This is a genomic window from Micromonospora sp. DH13 (assembly GCF_020873825.1).
Classification (GTDB): Bacteria; Actinomycetota; Actinomycetes; order Mycobacteriales; family Micromonosporaceae; genus Micromonospora; species Micromonospora haikouensis.
On sequence record NZ_JAHWGR010000001.1, the window covers coordinates 363,699 to 378,576 of the forward strand.

The window sequence follows — 14,878 nt, forward strand, 5'->3', positions numbered from 1 at the left end:
CGCCGGGCGGGTAGCCGCAGCGGCATGGAGCTGGTCGAGGAGTCGCCGTACCGGTTCCGGATCGACCGGCGCGACCCGATGCGGGTGCCGGGGGTCGTGTTCGCCTCCCGGGAGCTGATCCCGCACCTCGACGAGGACCGGTGGCCGCAGCAGGTGGCGAACGTGGCGACCCTGCCCGGGATCGTCGGCGCCTCGTACGCGATGCCCGACGTGCACTGGGGGTACGGGTTCCCGATCGGCGGCGTCGCCGCCACCGACGTGGCCGCCGGCGGCGTGGTCTCCCCGGGCGGCGTCGGTTTCGACATCTCCTGCGGGGTGCGGCTGCTCGCCGCCGACCTCGACCGGACCGACCTGCCGAGGGTGCGCGACGCGCTGATGGACGGCCTCGACGCGGCGATCCCGCGCGGCATGGGCCGCGGCGCGGTGTGGCAGCTGGCCGACCGGGCCGAACTGGACGCGGTGCTGCGCGGCGGCTCCCGCTACGCCGTCGAACGCGGCCACGGCGTGCCCCGCGACCTGGCGCGCTGCGAGGACGCCGGCGTGGTCGACGACGCCGACCCCGGGCAGGTCAGCGACCGCGCCGTGCAGCGCGGCCAGCAGCAGGTGGGCAGCCTCGGCTCCGGCAACCACTTCCTGGAGGTGCAGGCGGTCGACGAGGTGCACGACGAGGCGGTCGCGGCGGCGTTCGGGCTGCGCGCCGGCCAGGTCGTCGTGATGATCCACTGCGGGTCGCGGGGCCTGGGCCACCAGATCTGCACCGACCACGTCCGGGCGATGGAACGGGCGATGCCCGGCCACGGCATCGAGGTGCCCGACCGGCAGCTGGCCTGCGCGCCCGTGCGGTCGCCGCAGGGCCGGGCGTACCTGGGGGCGATGGCCGCCGCCGCGAACTACGCCCGCGCCAACCGGCAGTTGCTCACCGCCGCCGCCCGCCGGGTCTTCGCCCGCACCGCCGGCAGCGGCCTGCACCTGGTGTACGACGTGTCGCACAACCTCGCCAAGATCGAAACGCACGGGGTGGACGGGGCGGACCGGCGGCTGTGCGTGCACCGCAAGGGCGCCACCCGGGCCCTGCCGCCCGGGCATCCGCAGCTGCCCGCCGACCTGCGCGCCGCCGGGCAGCCCGTGTTCGTCCCTGGCTCGATGGGCACCGCCTCGTACGTGCTCACCGGCGTGGCCGGTGCGCCCGCGTTCGCCTCGACGTGCCACGGGGCGGGCCGGGTGCGCAGCCGCGCGCAGGCGGGGAGGTCGGTGCGCGGGCAGGAGCTGCGCCGGGAACTCCAGGCGCGGGGCATCGCGGTGCGGGGGGCGTCGTGGCGGGGGCTGGCCGAGGAGGCACCGCAGGCGTACAAGGACGTGTCGGCGGTGGTCGACGTCGCCGAGGCGGCCGGGTTGTGCCGCCGGGTGGCCCGGCTGGTGCCGCTCGGCGTGGTCAAGGGCTGAGCGGGCGCTCACACGTCGAGGGTCACCGCGCAGGACCAGCCGCGCGGGCCGGGGCCGAAGCGCAGCTCCTGCAGGGCCACCGCCTTCGGCACCGCGCCGACCAGTTCCACCGCGCCGGTGTCCACGAGCCGCCAGCACACCCGCAGGCCGCCGGAGCCGGTGGCGCTCACCCGTGTCGTGACCGGCAGCGTCCCCCCGGTCTCCAACTGGAAGATCACCTCGTCGAGGACGCCCACCAGCAGGTCGGCGTCGTCGCCGGCCGGCACGTCGAACGCCGCCTCGACGCCCGCGCCCGCGCCGGTGGTGTCGGCGAACGTCTCCACCATCGCCGCCACGGCCTCGGCCACGCAGCCCTCCCGGTCCGGCGCCCACGCCTCGATCCGCACGTCGGCGGTGTGCGCGACACTGCGCCTGCCCCGCCCCGATCCTGACCGCATGCCCCGATCATGCCGGCCGTCGGGCCCGCCCCGGTCCCGATCGCGCCACCCGAGGCCGGGCGTTGACCGCCGTCGACGGCGGTGGATAGTGTCCGTTTCACCGCCTGCGACGGGAGACACGTCATGGCCTGCGAGCACGTCGACGTGCTGATCGTCGGCGCCGGCCTCTCCGGCGTCGGCGCGGCCTGCCACCTGCGCCGCACCTGCCCCGACAAGACGTACGCGGTGCTGGAGGCCCGCGACGCGATCGGCGGCACCTGGGACCTGTTCCGCTACCCGGGCATACGGTCGGACTCGGACATGTTCACCCTCGGCTACGCGTTCAAGCCGTGGACGAACCCGCGCGCCATCGCCGACGGCGAGTCGATCCGCGCATACGTGCGCGACACCGCCCGCGAGTACGGGGTGGACCGGCACATCCGGTTCCACCACCGGGTCCTCGCCGCGCGGTGGGACAGCGCCACGGCCCGCTGGACGGTGCGCGCCCACCGCGACGACACCGACGAGGACGTCACCGTCACCTGCGGATTCCTGTTCGTCTGCTCCGGCTACTACCGCTACGACGCCGGCTACACCCCCGACCTGCCGGGCGTCGACTCGTACACCGGGCGGCTGGTCCACCCGCAGCACTGGCCGGCCGACCTCGACCACACCGACGCGCGGGTGGTCGTGGTCGGCAGCGGCGCCACCGCCGTCACCCTCGTCCCGGCCCTGGCGCGGCGGGCCGCCCACGTGACGATGCTGCAGCGTTCACCGACGTACGTCATCGCGTTGCCGTCGCGCGACGTGCTCGCCGACGCGTTGCGGCGCTGGCTGCCGGCGAAGGCCGCGTACCCGGTGGTGCGGTGGAAGAACGTGCTGCTCGGCACCGCCAACTTCCAGCTCAGCCGCCGCGCCCCGACGCTGGTCAAGCGGTTCCTGCGGCGCGCGGCGGCCGGCCGCCTCCCGGCCGGCTACGACGTCGACCGGCACTTCTCCCCCCGCTACGACCCGTGGGACCAGCGGCTGTGCGTGGCCCCCGACGGGGACCTGTTCGCCGCCCTCGGCACCGGCCGCGCCGACGTGGTGACCGACCGGATCGACACGTTCACCCCCACCGGCATCCGGCTCGCCTCCGGCGTCGAGCTGACCGCCGACGTCGTCGTCACCGCCACCGGTCTCGACCTGCTCGCCCTCGGCGGCATGACGCTCACCGTCGACGGGCGGGACGTCGACCTCGGCGCGACGGTCGCCTACAAGGGCATGATGCTGTCGCAGGTGCCGAACTTCGCGATGACCATCGGCTACACCAACGCCTCCTGGACGCTCAAGGCCGACCTCGTCGCCACGTACGTGTGCCGGCTGCTGCGGCACCTGGACGCCACCGGCCAGCAGATCGTCACCCCGCTGGCCCCCACCGGCGGCCCGCTGGAGCCGATCATCGACCTCAAGGCCGGTTACGTGCTGCGCAGCGTCGACGCGCTGCCCAAGCAGGGCGCGTCCGCGCCGTGGCGGCTGTACCAGAACTACGTCCGTGACGTGCTGCTCATGCGGCACGGCCGGCTCACCGACGCCGGCGTGCGGTTCTCGCGCGCCCCGCAGGTGTCCCCGACACAGCGACGCGACCCGGCCCACCCGGCCGGCAGCGGCGTCGGCTGACCGGGCGGGGCGAAGGGAGATCGACGTGCGCAGGTTCGACTTCACGGCCGGCACGGCCGTGGTCACCGGGGCGGCCGGCGGCATCGGCGAGGCCGTCGCCCACGGCCTGGCCCGGCGCGGCACCGACCTGGTGCTGCTCGACCGCGACGCCGACCGGCTCGCCGCCGTGGCCGCCGCGCTGCGCGCCGCCCACCCCGGCCGGCAGGTCGACACCGTCGTGGTCGACCTGGCCGACGCCGCCGCCACGGCCCGGGTGGCCGAGGAGCTGCGGCGGCGCCACCCGCGGCTGCGGCTGCTGGTCAACAACGCCGGTGTCGCGCTGGGCGGCCGCTTCGACCAGGTCACCCTGGACGAGTTCGGCTGGGTGGTCGACGTCAACTTCCGGGCCGTGGTGCAGCTCACCCACGCCCTGCTGCCCGCCCTGAAGGCCGAGCCGGGCGCGCACCTGGTCAACGTGTCCAGCCTCTTCGGGCTCATCGCCCCCGCCGGGCAGGCCGCCTACGCGGCCAGCAAGTTCGCCGTGCGGGGCTTCACCGAGGCGCTGCGCCAGGAGCTGGCCGGCGACGGCATCGGGGTGACGTGCGTGCACCCCGGCGGCATCCGCACCCGCATCGCCGCCGACGCCCGCGTCGGCAGCGGGGTGCCCGTCGAGGAGTACGAGGCCGCCCGCCGCCGCTTCGAGCGGCTGCTGTCCATCGACCCGGCGACCGCCGCCGAGGCCATCCTGCGTGGTGTGCAGCGGCGTCGGGGGCGGGTGCTGATCGGCTGGTCGGCGCGGCTGCCGGACCTGCTGGCCCGGCTCGCCCCCGCAGGGTATGGCCGGGTGCTCGCCCTCGCCGTGAACCGGCCCGCCGCCGCGCCGGCACCCGCCGCGAACCGGCCTGCGGTGCCCGGCCCCGCCGCGCCGGCCGGCAACCGGGGCAGCGGGGCCGCCGACGGGCCGGCGGGGGAGCCGGGGTGAGCGGACCGGCCGACACCATCGTCACGGTGCGGGGGCGCGTCGCCCGGTGCCGGGTCACCGGCGACGGCCCGCCCGTGGTGCTGCTGCACGGCATCGGCCGCACCCTCGCCGACTTCGCCGAGCTGCACGGGCGGCTCGCCCGCGACCACCGGGTGATCAGCCTCGACCTGGCCGGGCACGGCGGGTCCGCGCCGCTGGACGAGCCGCACACCCTGCCGGCGTTGGCCCGGGCCGCCGCCGACTGCCTCGACGCGCTCGGCGTGACCGGCCCCGCCCACCTGGTCGGCAACTCCCTCGGCGGGGCGGTGGCCATGCGGTTGGCCGTCGACGACCCGGCCCGCGTGGCCAGCCTGGTGCTGGTCGCCAGCGCCGGCTTCGGCCGCGAGGTGACCATCGGGTTGCGGCTGCTGGCGGTGCGACCGCTGGCCCGGCTGCTGCTGCGGCCGAGCCGGGCCGTGGCCCGCCGCACCGAGCGGGCCCTGTTCCACGACCGGCGGCACGTCACCGCCGCCCGCCTCGCCGAGGCGCTGGCGGTGGCCCGCCGCCCGCACGCCGCCCGGGTGATGGGCGAACTCGTCGCCAGCCTCGGCACGGTGCGGGGCGTCGCCGCGCCGTGGCGTCAGGAACTGCTCGACGCGGTGGCCCGGCTGGACCTGCCCGTCCTGGTCGTCTGGGGCGACCGGGACCTGATCCTGCCCGCCGCCCACCTCGACGCCGCCCGGGCCCGGCTGCCCCGGGCCCGCACCCACCTGTTCGCCGACACGGGGCACCTGCCGCAGATCGAGCGGGCCGAGGAGTTCCACCGCCTCGTCACCGGCTTCTGGGCGGGCCGCCCCGCCGACCACTGACGCACGCCGACCGGCGGCGCGGGTGAACCGACGCGCCGCCGTCTGCGTCAGGGCGGGCTGCTGCCGCGCTTGTCCTCCTGCGCCAGCACCGCGTCGCGTAGCTGCGGATCGTCGCGTTCGGCCAGCTCCGCGGCCAGCCGCGCGTCGCCGACGAGCCGGTCGTGGTTGCGGTGCAGGAACGCGTCGAACCCCCCGGTGTACGGGCAGGCCAGGTCGCCCAGCGTCGTCTCCGGCTGGTAGCGGCACCCGGTGCAGTAGTCGCTGAGCTCGTCGATGTAGCGGCCGTCGACGGCGTACGGGCGGGTGTCGATGCGGCCCAGGTCGGCGTACTGGCTCATGCCGATGACGGTCGCGTTCATCACCCAGTCGGTGCCGTCGACGAAGCAGTCCCGGAACCAGTCCGCCAGCTCCGCCGGCCGCCAGCCGCGCTGCAACGCGTAGTTGCCGAGCACCAGCAGGCGCTGCGCGTGGTGCGCCCAGGCGCGGTCGCGGACCCCGGCGAGCACGTCGGCCAGGCAGCGCGCCTCCACGGCGTCGGCGTCGAGCCCGGCGAACCAGTCGGGCAGCGGCTCGGTCGCGGCCAGCCAGTTGCCGCCCCGGTAGCCCGGCTCGTAATACCAGTAGAGCTGCCAGAGGAACTCCCGCCAGCCCAGCAGCCCCCGGATGAACGGCTCCACCGCCGACAGCGACGCGGCCCCCTCCCGCCAGGCGCCCTCGGCGGCCCGGACCGCCTCCGCCGGGTCGAGCAGCCCCAGGTTGAACGACGACGACAGCACACTGTGGGTCAGCAGCGGGTCGCCCGCGCTCATCACCTCCTGGTAGCGGCCGTAGTCGGGCAACCGGTGCGCCACGAAGTGCCGCAGCCTCGCGTCGGCCTCGGCGTGGGTGGCCGGGTAGCGGCGCGGGCCGTCGCGGCCGACGAACCGCACGCCGTCGCGCTCCCAGCCGTCCAGCTCGGCGCGGACCTCCGCGTCGATGTCGTCCTCCACGATCGGTGGGGGAGCCGGCGCCACCAGCCCGGCGGTGGCGGCGCGGCGGGGACGGCGGGGAACCCGCCCCGGCGGGCCCTCGAACACGCCGTGCTCGCGCCGCGCCCAGCGGTAGAAGTCGGACACCCGCAGCGGCCCCCGGCGGTCGGCGTCTGCCCACGCCGCGAAGTCCTCCCGGCGGACGAGGAAACCACGCGGCGGCAGGACGGTCAGCCCCGGCACCGAGCGGGCGAAGGCCAGCCCGGCCCGCGACGGCGGGTGGCAGACCTCGACCGGCCCGTCGACGCGCTCCAGCGCCTGCCGGAACGTGTCGGCGCGCACCAGCAGGGCCCGGTCGCCCAGCTCGGCGGCGCGGTGCCGCAGCGCGGAGAGCAGCAGGTGCGCCTTCTGTCGGTGCATCGGGCGGCGCCGGAACAGCTCCCGGGCCTCCACGAGCAGCACCGGCTGCGCCGCGTCGTCGAGGAAGTGGGGCCCGAGTTGATCGGCGAGCAGCCACCGGCGGGAAGACATGTGTCGATTCTGCCCAGTCCGTTCCGACGCCGCCGCCCGGCACCGGCGTGTCCATCAGGTGGCGCACGCCACAGCGCCGCCCGGGTGGGCCGCGCCACGTTCCGCCCGCCCGTGGCGGACACCGGCGCGAGCGACGCCCATCATGGATGGATGACGCATCCCAGCCCGGTGGCGGGCGCCGCCGCGCGACGGCCGGCGACGTCGCCGCGCTGATGGCCGCCGACCGGGCGTTGCACGCCACCGCCGTGGAGGCCGCCGCCGCGGTCGAGGCGACCGCCGCGCCCGGCCGGCGGGCCGTCGGGGTCTGGGCCGTCGCCCTCAGCGCGTACGTGGCGGCGGTGTTCCACCGCGGCTCGCTCGGCGTCACCGGGGTCGACGCGGCGCACCGCTTCGACATCAGCGCGGCCACGCTGGCCACCTTCACCGTCGCCCAGCTCGCCGTGTACGCGGCGATGCAGGTGCCCGTGGGCGTGCTGCTCGACCGGTACGGCTCGCGGCGGCTGCTCCTCGCCGGCGGCGCGTTGATGGTCGCCGGTCAGCTCTGCTTCGCGGTCGCCACGGACGTCGGCCTCGCCGTCGCCGCCCGGGTGCTGGTCGGCCTGGGCGACGCGATGACGTTCATCAGCGTGCTGCGCATCGTCGCGTTCTGGTTTCCCGGCCGGCGCAACCCGATGATGGTGCAGCTCACCGGCACCCTCGGTCAGCTCGGCGCGGTGCTGGGCGCCGTGCCGCTGGTCGCGCTGCTGCACCACGCGGGCTGGACCCCGGCGTTCCTCGGCGCCGCCGGGCTCGGCGCGACCGTGCTCACCATGGTCGTCGCGGTCGTCCGGGACACCCCGCACCGCGGGCCGGCCGCCGTGCCGGCCCCCGACCTGACGACGGTACGCCGACAGCTCGCCGCGGCCTGGGCGCAGCCCGGCACCCGGCTGGGACTGTGGACGCACTTCGTCGCCCAGTTCTCCGGCTCGGTGTTCGCCCTGCTGTGGGGGTACCCGTTCCTGGTGCAGGGGCAGCAGATGGCACCCACCGCCGCCGCGTCCCTGCTCACCCTGATGACCCTGGCCAGCCTGGCGGCGGGCCCGGTCGTCGCCCATCTGTGTGCCCGCTACCCGCTGCGCCGCTCGGTGCTCGTGCTCGCCGTCACCGCGGCCACCGCCGCGGTGTGGGCGGTGGTGCTCGCCTGGCCGGGCCGCGCCCCGGGCTGGCTGCTGGTCGTGCTGGTGCTGGTGCTCGCCGCGAACGGCCCCGGCTCCGTCATCGGCTTCGACTACGCCCGCACGTTCAACCCGGCCAGCCGGATCGGCAGCGCCATCGGCATCGTCAACGTGGGCGGTTTCGTCGCCTCGATCGCGCTCGTGCTGGCCGTCGGGATCGTGCTGGACCTGGCGACCCCCGCCGGCCGGGCCGCCCCCGACCTGGCCGCGTTCCGGTGGGCCTTCGCCGTGCAGTACGCCCTCTGGGCGCTCGGCGCGGTCCAGGTGCTGCGCTACCGCACCGCCGCCCGCCGGGTCCTCGCCGCCGCGCAGAGCATCGGCCGACCGGCCGAACCGGTCCAGGCCGCCCCGCCGGTGGTAACCCCCGCACGTCGGTGGGTCCGGCGAGGTGATCGGCGGTAGTTTCGCCGGGGAACGTGATCGGCGCGGGCAGCCCGCCGGCGCGTACCGCGTCGTCGGCCGGGGCCCGGTGGCGGCGACACCGACAAGCGCGTGGACCAGGAGGAATCGTGAGCCAGGAAGTCCGGGGAGTCATTTCACGGCGCAAGGGCGCGCCGGTCGAGGTCACCACCATCGTGGTGCCCGACCCGGGGCCCGGCGAGGCGGTGGTCCGCGTCCAGGCGTGCGGGGTCTGCCACACCGACCTGCACTACCGCGAGGGCGGCATCAACGACGAGTTCCCGTTCCTGCTCGGCCACGAGGCCGCCGGGATCATCGAGCAGGTCGGCGACGGCGTCACCGACGTCGCCCCCGGCGACTTCGTGGTGCTCAACTGGCGGGCCGTGTGCGGGGTCTGCCGCGCCTGCCGCCGGGGCCGGCCGTGGTACTGCTTCGCCACCCACAACGCCGCCCAGAAGATGACGCTCACCGACGGCACCGTCCTGTCGCCGGCGCTGGGCATCGGCGCGTTCGCCGAGAAGACCCTCGTGCACGCCGGGCAGTGCACGAAGGTCAACCCGGCGGCCCGGCCCGCCGCCGTGGGCCTGCTCGGCTGCGGGGTGATGGCGGGTCTCGGCGCGGCCATGAACACCGGCGGTGTCACCCGCGGCGACTCCGTGGCTGTCATCGGCTGCGGTGGGGTCGGTGACGCCGCCGTGGCCGGCGCGGCCCTGGCCGGCGCGACGACGATCGTCGCGGTGGACACCGACTCCCGCAAGCTCGACTGGGCCCGCAGGTTCGGCGCCACCCACACCGTCAACGCCTCCGAGGACGACCCGGTGGAGGCGATCCGGGCCGCCACCGGCGGATTCGGCGCGGACGTCGTCATCGACGCCGTCGGCCGGCCCGAGACGTGGAAGCAGGCGTTCTACGCCCGCGACCTCGCCGGCACGGTCGTGCTGGTCGGCGTGCCCACCCCGCAGATGAGCGTGGAGCTGCCGCTGCTGGACGTGTTCGGCCGCGGCGGCGCCCTCAAGTCCAGCTGGTACGGCGACTGCCTGCCCAGCCGCGACTTCCCCCTGCTCACCGAGCTGTACCTGCAGGGCCGGCTCGACCTGGACGCGTTCGTCACCGAGGAGATCGCCCTGGACCAGGTCGAGGAGGCGTTCACCCGGATGCACCACGGTGACGTGCTGCGGTCGGTGGTGGTCTTCCCGTGACCGCCCGCGTCGACCACACCGTCACCTCCGGCACGTTCTCCCTCGACGGGCAGACCTTCGACGTCGACAACAACGTGTGGGTGATCGGCGACGACAGCGAGTGCGTCGTCGTCGACGCCCCGCACGACGTCGACGCGATCCTGCGTACCGTCGGCGGCCGGCGGGTGGTGGCGATCCTGGCCACCCACGCCCACGACGACCACGTGCGGGTCGCCCCGCAGCTCGCCCGGGCCACCGGCGCGCCGGTGCTGCTGCACCCCGACGACCGGGTGCTGTGGGACATGGTGCACCCCGACGTGGCCCCCGACGGCGAGCTGCGCGACGGCGCGACGGTCGAGGTGGCGGGCACCGAACTGCGGGTGCTGCACACCCCCGGCCACAGCCCCGGGGCGTGCAGCCTGCACGCCCCGGCACTCGGCGTCGTCTTCACCGGCGACACCCTCTTCGCCGGCGGGCCGGGGGCGACGGGCCGCTCGTACAGCGACTTCGGCACCATCATCGAGTCGATCCGGACCCGGCTGTTCACCCTGCCCCCGGAGACGGTCGTGCACACCGGCCACGGCGACAGCACCACCATCGGCGCGGAGGAGCCGCACCTCGCGCAGTGGCTGGCCCGGGGCCACTGACGGTCAGCACGCGGCCGGCCGGGGATGCCCGGCCGGCCGGCGTCAGTCCTCGTCGGCCAGGCCGCCGCGCACCAGCTCCAGCAGCCGCGCCAGCCCCGGCCGGCAGCCGACCAGCCGCACGCCGCGCGGGCCGGCCCGCACGAGCGTCGCGGCCGAGCGCACGTCGACGAAGGTCAGCCCGGACAGGTCCAGCACGACGGGCTGCCGCGCCGGCGTCTCCTCGGTGACCGCGGCGAGCAGCGCCGCGAAGGCGTCCCGGTTGCTGCGGTCGACCTGCCCCACCAGCCGCAGCCCCGCCGGGTCGGCCGTGCGGTGGGCGCGCAGCAGCGGTGTCCAGCGCGGCCCGCACGCCGGGGCGGCGGCGGCCGGGTGCGCGGACATCATCGTCTGGCACCACTCGGTGGAGAAGATCCGCCGGTCGTAGAGGCACAGGCCGGCCGCCCGGCCGTCGAGAAAGAGCGCGCTGGCGGCGGCCTCGTAGCGGCGCAGCGTGTCGATGCCGACCTGCCGGCGCGCCGCCCAGGCCATGTCCCCGACCAGCCGTACGCCGGGGTGGCCCTCGCGGTGCGCCGAGGCGATCTCGGCGGCGAGGGCGTCGACGACCCGTTCGGGCTGGAACCGGCCCCCGGCGAGGTAGCTGTCGCCGCAGGGCACGATGCGCAGCTCACCGGCGTGCGGCGCGGGCCCGGGGGTTGCGCCGTGGCGGGCGGCGGACGCCCGCACGTCATCGGCGGACAGCACGTCGAGGAAGCAGACGACCCGGTGGCCGAGCCGCAGGCCTGCGGCGGCGAACCGGCCCACGGCGTCAAGGCCGTCGGTCTCGTCGTCGTGGAACCAGCAGACGTGGTCGCCCAACTCCATCTGGTCCACCACCGCGGACGTGGTCACCTCATCGCCTTCCGGTCGACGCACCTCCCACTGTAACCCCGCAGCGGTGCGGCGACCGGTGTCGCGGCGGTGCCGCCGTCAGTCGGCGCGGTCGACGATGTTCGCCCTGGCGGCCGCGTACCGTTCGCGGATCGCCGGCACGACGTCCGCCTCGTGCTTCTCCGCCTGCCCGATCGTCCACCGTGGCGGCTGTGGCCCGCCCGACAGCATCCAGGCCGCCTGGCGGGCGGCGCCGTCGGCGACGTACTCCCCGGGTGGGGGGACGAGCACGGGGCGGCCGAAGACGGCGGGCGCGATCCGGCGTACCCCCTCCGAGCGGGCACCGCCGCCGACCAGGATGACCCGGTCGACCGTCGCGCCCTGCGCGAGCATCGCGTCCAGCCCGTCGGCGAGCGCGCACAGCATGCCCTCCACCGCCGCGCGGGCCAGGTGCGCGGGCGTGGAGGTCCGCAGGGTCAGCCCGTGCACGGCGCCGGTGGCGTGCGGGCGGTTCGGGGTGCGCTCGCCCTCCAGGTAGGGCACCAGGACCAGCCCGTCGGCGCCCGCCGGGGCCGACAGCGCCAGCGCCGACAGCCCCGCGTGGTCCACCCGCAGCATGGCCGCGGCCGCGTCCAGCACCCGGGCGGCGTTGAGCGTGCACACCAGCGGCAGGAACCGGCCGGTCGCGTCGGCGAACCCGGCGACGATCCCGCTCGGGTCGGCGGCCGGCACGTCGGAGACGGTGGACACGATGCCGGAGGTGCCGATTGACACGATCACGTCGCCCGGCCCGGCGCCGACACCCAACGCCGCCCCGGCGCAGTCGCCGGCGCCGGCGCCCAGCGGCGCGCCGGTGCGCAGCCGACCGGCCCGGCCGGTCGGCGCGAGCACCTGCGGCAGCAGCACGTCGTCGCGGCCGAACGCCAACCCGAACAGGTCCCGGCGGTAGTCGCCGGTGGCGGCCGACCAGTATCCGGTCCCGCTGGCCTCGCTGCGGTCGGTGCGCAGCGCGTCGAGCCCCGGCGCGCCGGACAGCCGCCAGGTCAGCCAGTCGTGCGGCAGGCACACCGCAGCGGTACGGGCGGCGTTGCGCGGTTCCGCCGAGGCCAGCCAGCGCAGCTTGGTGACGGTGAAGCTGGCCACCGGCACCAGGCCGACCGCCTCGGCCCAGGCCCGCCGGCCCGCCTCGCCGCCGCCGAGGTCGGAGATCAGGTCGGCGGCGGCACCGGCCGAGCGGGTGTCGTTCCACAGCACGGCGTCCCGGACCACCGCGCCGTCGGCGTCGAGGCACACCATGCCCTGCTGCTGCCCGGCGATCGAGGCGGCCGCCACGTCGTCCAGGCCGCCGGCCCGCGCGACGGCGTCGGCCAGCGCGGCCTCCCACGCGGCCGGCGGCACCGCCGTGCCGGCCGGGTGCGGCGCGCGCCCCTCGCGTACCAGCCTGCCGGTGTCGGCGTCGCGGACGACGACCTTGCACGACTGGGTCGACGAGTCGACTCCGGCCACGAGCGGCACAGGTCCTCCTGCGGCTCGGGGACACGGGCGGGAATTTGTTCAGCAGATGAATTATTCGAATCGGGCCCGGCCCGTGTCAACCGGCCGCCGGCGCGAAATGCGCTACGAGCCTCGGGTGCCGGCCAGGCACAATCGGCGCTTGTGTCCCACCCACCCCGAACGGCGCGCCCCGCCCCTGCCACCGGCCACCCACCGCTGACCCCGGCGCAGGCCGCCGCCCTGGCGCACGTACGCCGGTCGGCGCTACGCCGGCGCCCGGCGGCCCGCGCCGTGATCGCGCGGCACCTGGCCGCCTCCGGCGTCGGCCGCCGGCCACAGGAGCTGGTCGCGGCGGTCGGCGCGCACGGCCGGCTGACCGTGAACTTCCACCCCGACCGGCTGCTCGCCGACGGACGGACGGTGGCCGACGCGCTGGCCGCGCAGGGCGTCTACCGCAGCCAGTTCGCCACGGGCATCTCCAACGGCGGCCTGACCGCGTTCCCCGGCGGCGACCGGGACCGCTGGGAGGAGGCGATGTTCGGCGGCGCCTACCAGGAGGCGGGCGTGCTTCCGGCCGACCGCCCGACGTACGGCGGGCTCAACCTGCTCGACCACCCCGACGGCGCGTGTCCCCGGTTCGGCTCCTGCCACCTGCGGCTGAGGCCGCAGGTGCTGGCCCGCGCCACGTTCTGCTTCGGCGACAGCCACCTGGAGCCGCCCCACCTCGGCACCGTCGACGTGCCCGAGCCGGTGCTGGCGGAGCTGCTCGACGCCACCGCCGGCACGGGCGTCAGCCTCGGCGTCGCCGGGACGGACCCGGCCACCCTGCTCGGGGCCCTGCTGCGCCGCCGCGACCGGGACGCCTGGCGCGCCGGCCCGGCCGTCCGCGCGCTGGACGACTACGTCGAGGCGCAGATCCACGGTGCGGTGGACCTCGGCCGCGACGTCGAGGCGTTCGTGCTCGACCCGTCGTTCGCGGGCACCCGGGTGGGCCGGGTGCTGGCCGACCTGGCGGCCCGCCACGGGGCGGCACTGCACTGGCACGCGGGCTTCGAGCTGCCGGTCGACGGGGTCGACGCCGAGTTCCGGGGCCCCGGCATCCCGCCGCTGGCCGCCCGGATCCACGCCGAGTTCGCCCGCCCCGGCGAGCCGGTCGACGCCGCGCTGATCGGCCGGGCCGCCGCCTCGGCGGTCACCGAGCCCGACCGGTGGGCCGACCGCGGCCCGCTGGCGGCCACGCTGCAGGACCTCAAGATGCTCTGGCACGTCCTCGTCCGGTTCGGGGCGCCGCGCGCCCGCTGACCGGTGCCGGCCGTCGTGTCCGGCTCCGGGCGTGGCCGGGGCCGCAACCCGGCCGCCTGCACCCGTATCCGGAATGACGGACACGTGAAGCTGGTTGTGTCCCCCGTACCGCCCGCCGGTAAACCCCACCGGCCGGGGCGGGTTCGGAGGGGCGCTCACCCCGGAGCGCGTCGTGTCGACCGAAAGGGCAACCATCGTGAAGGCTGACTTCACTCGATGGCTCCCGGCCATCGCGAAAACCACGAACCGCAGGACCGTCCTGACCATCAGCGGCGTCGCCGTCCTCGGCGGCCTGGCGTTCGGCCCCACGGCCGTCGCCGCCCCCGTCACCACCGGCCCGCACGCGGGCGCCGTCGCCGCCATCGACCTGGCCACCGGCAAGACCCGGGAGGGTGCCACCGCCGAGTCCGCGTTGACCACCGGCGCGGGCGCCGGCACGTCGACCCCGTCGACGGGCAAGCCGAGCCGCGACGAGCTGATCCCGCACGGCGTCGAGGGCGCGCAGTCGCGCATCCCGCTCGACGACGCGCAGGTGGCCAACGCCAGGGCCATCGTCGAGGCCGCCAAGGAGAGCGGCGTCGGCGAACGGGGCGCGGTGATCGGCGTGGCCACCTCGCTGCAGGAGTCGAAGCTGTACAACCTCGGCCACCTCGGCGCGTACAACGACCACGACTCGCAGGGCCTGTTCCAGCAGCGCCCGTCGTCCGGTTGGGGCTCGCCCGATCAGATCACCGACCCGGAGTACGCGTCGAAGGCGTTCTTCGGGGCGCTGAAGAACGTCGGCGGCTGGCGGGAGCTGCCGCTGACCGCCGCGGCGCAGACGGTGCAGGTGTCGGCGTACCCGTACGCGTACGCCCAGTGGGAGGAGCAGGCCGCCGACATCGTCGCGCAGCTGTGGTGAGGTGACAACACCCGAACGCCCCCGTGCCGATCTGGCACGGGGGCGTTCGC

At 76.2% G+C, this 14,878-nt stretch carries 13 protein-coding genes; 9 read left to right on the plus strand and 4 right to left on the minus strand.

Features of this window, described 5'->3' with window-relative positions; genetic code table 11:
- Positions 1-24: 24 nt before the first annotated feature.
- A complete protein-coding gene (locus LPA42_RS01555) occupies positions 25-1,443 on the plus strand; it encodes an RtcB family protein (protein WP_077940281.1) in 1,419 nt (472 codons plus the stop codon).
- 8 nt (positions 1,444-1,451) lie between these two features.
- Here the strand turns inward: LPA42_RS01555 and LPA42_RS01560 are convergent, their stop codons facing one another.
- The gene (locus LPA42_RS01560; RefSeq protein ID WP_077940282.1) at positions 1,452-1,880 is read right to left on the minus strand and encodes an archease; all 429 of its coding nucleotides are present in this window, start codon (positions 1,878-1,880) and stop codon (positions 1,452-1,454) included.
- Between the two features lie 123 nt (positions 1,881-2,003).
- Between LPA42_RS01560 and LPA42_RS01565 the strand changes: the two genes are divergently transcribed.
- The 3 genes from LPA42_RS01565 to LPA42_RS01575 are packed head-to-tail and all read left to right on the plus strand — an operon-like array spanning position 2,004 to position 5,327.
- Positions 2,004-3,518 (plus strand): NAD(P)/FAD-dependent oxidoreductase, encoded by a 1,515-nt coding sequence (locus tag LPA42_RS01565; protein WP_077940283.1) that lies wholly within the window; start codon positions 2,004-2,006, stop codon positions 3,516-3,518.
- A gap of 25 nt (positions 3,519-3,543) precedes the next feature.
- Entirely contained in the window at positions 3,544-4,479 is a 936-nt protein-coding gene (locus LPA42_RS01570) for an SDR family oxidoreductase (protein WP_077940284.1), read from the plus strand.
- Entirely contained in the window at positions 4,476-5,327 is an 852-nt protein-coding gene (locus LPA42_RS01575) for an alpha/beta fold hydrolase (RefSeq protein WP_077940285.1), read from the plus strand. The genes LPA42_RS01570 and LPA42_RS01575 overlap by 4 nt, the downstream gene beginning before the upstream one ends.
- A 47-nt stretch (positions 5,328-5,374) precedes the next feature.
- Here LPA42_RS01575 and LPA42_RS01580 read toward each other — a convergent pair whose 3' ends face one another.
- Positions 5,375-6,826 carry a cryptochrome/photolyase family protein gene (locus tag LPA42_RS01580; RefSeq protein ID WP_077940286.1) on the minus strand — a complete coding sequence of 484 codons (1,452 nt, stop codon included), beginning with the start codon at positions 6,824-6,826 and terminating at the stop codon, positions 5,375-5,377.
- Between the two features lie 146 nt (positions 6,827-6,972).
- Here LPA42_RS01580 and LPA42_RS01585 point away from each other — a divergent pair, with 146 nt between their 5' ends.
- From LPA42_RS01585 to LPA42_RS01595, 3 genes are all read left to right on the plus strand, one after another.
- Positions 6,973-8,442 carry a nitrate/nitrite transporter gene (locus LPA42_RS01585; protein ID WP_228986249.1) on the plus strand — a complete coding sequence of 490 codons (1,470 nt, stop codon included), beginning with the start codon at positions 6,973-6,975 and terminating at the stop codon, positions 8,440-8,442.
- A gap of 107 nt (positions 8,443-8,549) precedes the next feature.
- Entirely contained in the window at positions 8,550-9,638 is a 1,089-nt protein-coding gene (locus LPA42_RS01590; protein ID WP_077940287.1) for an S-(hydroxymethyl)mycothiol dehydrogenase, read from the plus strand.
- On the plus strand, positions 9,635-10,264 hold the full coding sequence (locus LPA42_RS01595; protein ID WP_077940288.1) for an MBL fold metallo-hydrolase: 630 nt from the start codon (positions 9,635-9,637) through the stop codon (positions 10,262-10,264). Before LPA42_RS01590 ends, LPA42_RS01595 begins: the two co-directional genes overlap by 4 nt.
- Positions 10,265-10,306: 42 nt before the next feature.
- On the opposite strand, the gene LPA42_RS01600 is transcribed toward LPA42_RS01595, so the two are convergent.
- Both LPA42_RS01600 and LPA42_RS01605 read right to left on the minus strand, forming a co-directional pair.
- The gene (locus tag LPA42_RS01600; RefSeq protein ID WP_077940289.1) at positions 10,307-11,152 is read right to left on the minus strand and encodes an MEDS domain-containing protein; all 846 of its coding nucleotides are present in this window, start codon (positions 11,150-11,152) and stop codon (positions 10,307-10,309) included.
- 78 nt (positions 11,153-11,230) lie between these two features.
- Complete coding sequence (locus tag LPA42_RS01605) at positions 11,231-12,646, minus strand: FGGY-family carbohydrate kinase (RefSeq protein ID WP_077940290.1); 1,416 nt, start codon at positions 12,644-12,646, stop codon at positions 11,231-11,233.
- 141 nt (positions 12,647-12,787) lie between these two features.
- Here LPA42_RS01605 and LPA42_RS01610 point away from each other — a divergent pair, with 141 nt between their 5' ends.
- Positions 12,788-13,927, plus strand: a complete 1,140-nt coding sequence (locus LPA42_RS01610) for a DUF3626 domain-containing protein (protein WP_308291140.1) — start codon at positions 12,788-12,790, stop codon at positions 13,925-13,927.
- A 196-nt stretch (positions 13,928-14,123) separates the two neighbouring features.
- The gene (locus tag LPA42_RS01615; protein WP_043969095.1) at positions 14,124-14,828 is read left to right on the plus strand and encodes a hypothetical protein; all 705 of its coding nucleotides are present in this window, start codon (positions 14,124-14,126) and stop codon (positions 14,826-14,828) included.
- Positions 14,829-14,878 lie beyond the last annotated feature (50 nt).

Coding starts and splice junctions, on each gene's coding strand:
- LPA42_RS01555 (WP_077940281.1), top strand. CDS start 25: ATGGAGCTGGTCGAGGAGTCGCCGTACCGGTTCCGGATCGACCGGCGC.
- LPA42_RS01560 (WP_077940282.1), bottom strand. CDS start 1,880: ATGCGGTCAGGATCGGGGCGGGGCAGGCGCAGTGTCGCGCACACCGCC.
- LPA42_RS01565 (WP_077940283.1), top strand. CDS start 2,004: ATGGCCTGCGAGCACGTCGACGTGCTGATCGTCGGCGCCGGCCTCTCC.
- LPA42_RS01580 (WP_077940286.1), bottom strand. CDS start 6,826: ATGTCTTCCCGCCGGTGGCTGCTCGCCGATCAACTCGGGCCCCACTTC.
- LPA42_RS01585 (WP_228986249.1), top strand. CDS start 6,973: ATGGATGACGCATCCCAGCCCGGTGGCGGGCGCCGCCGCGCGACGGCC.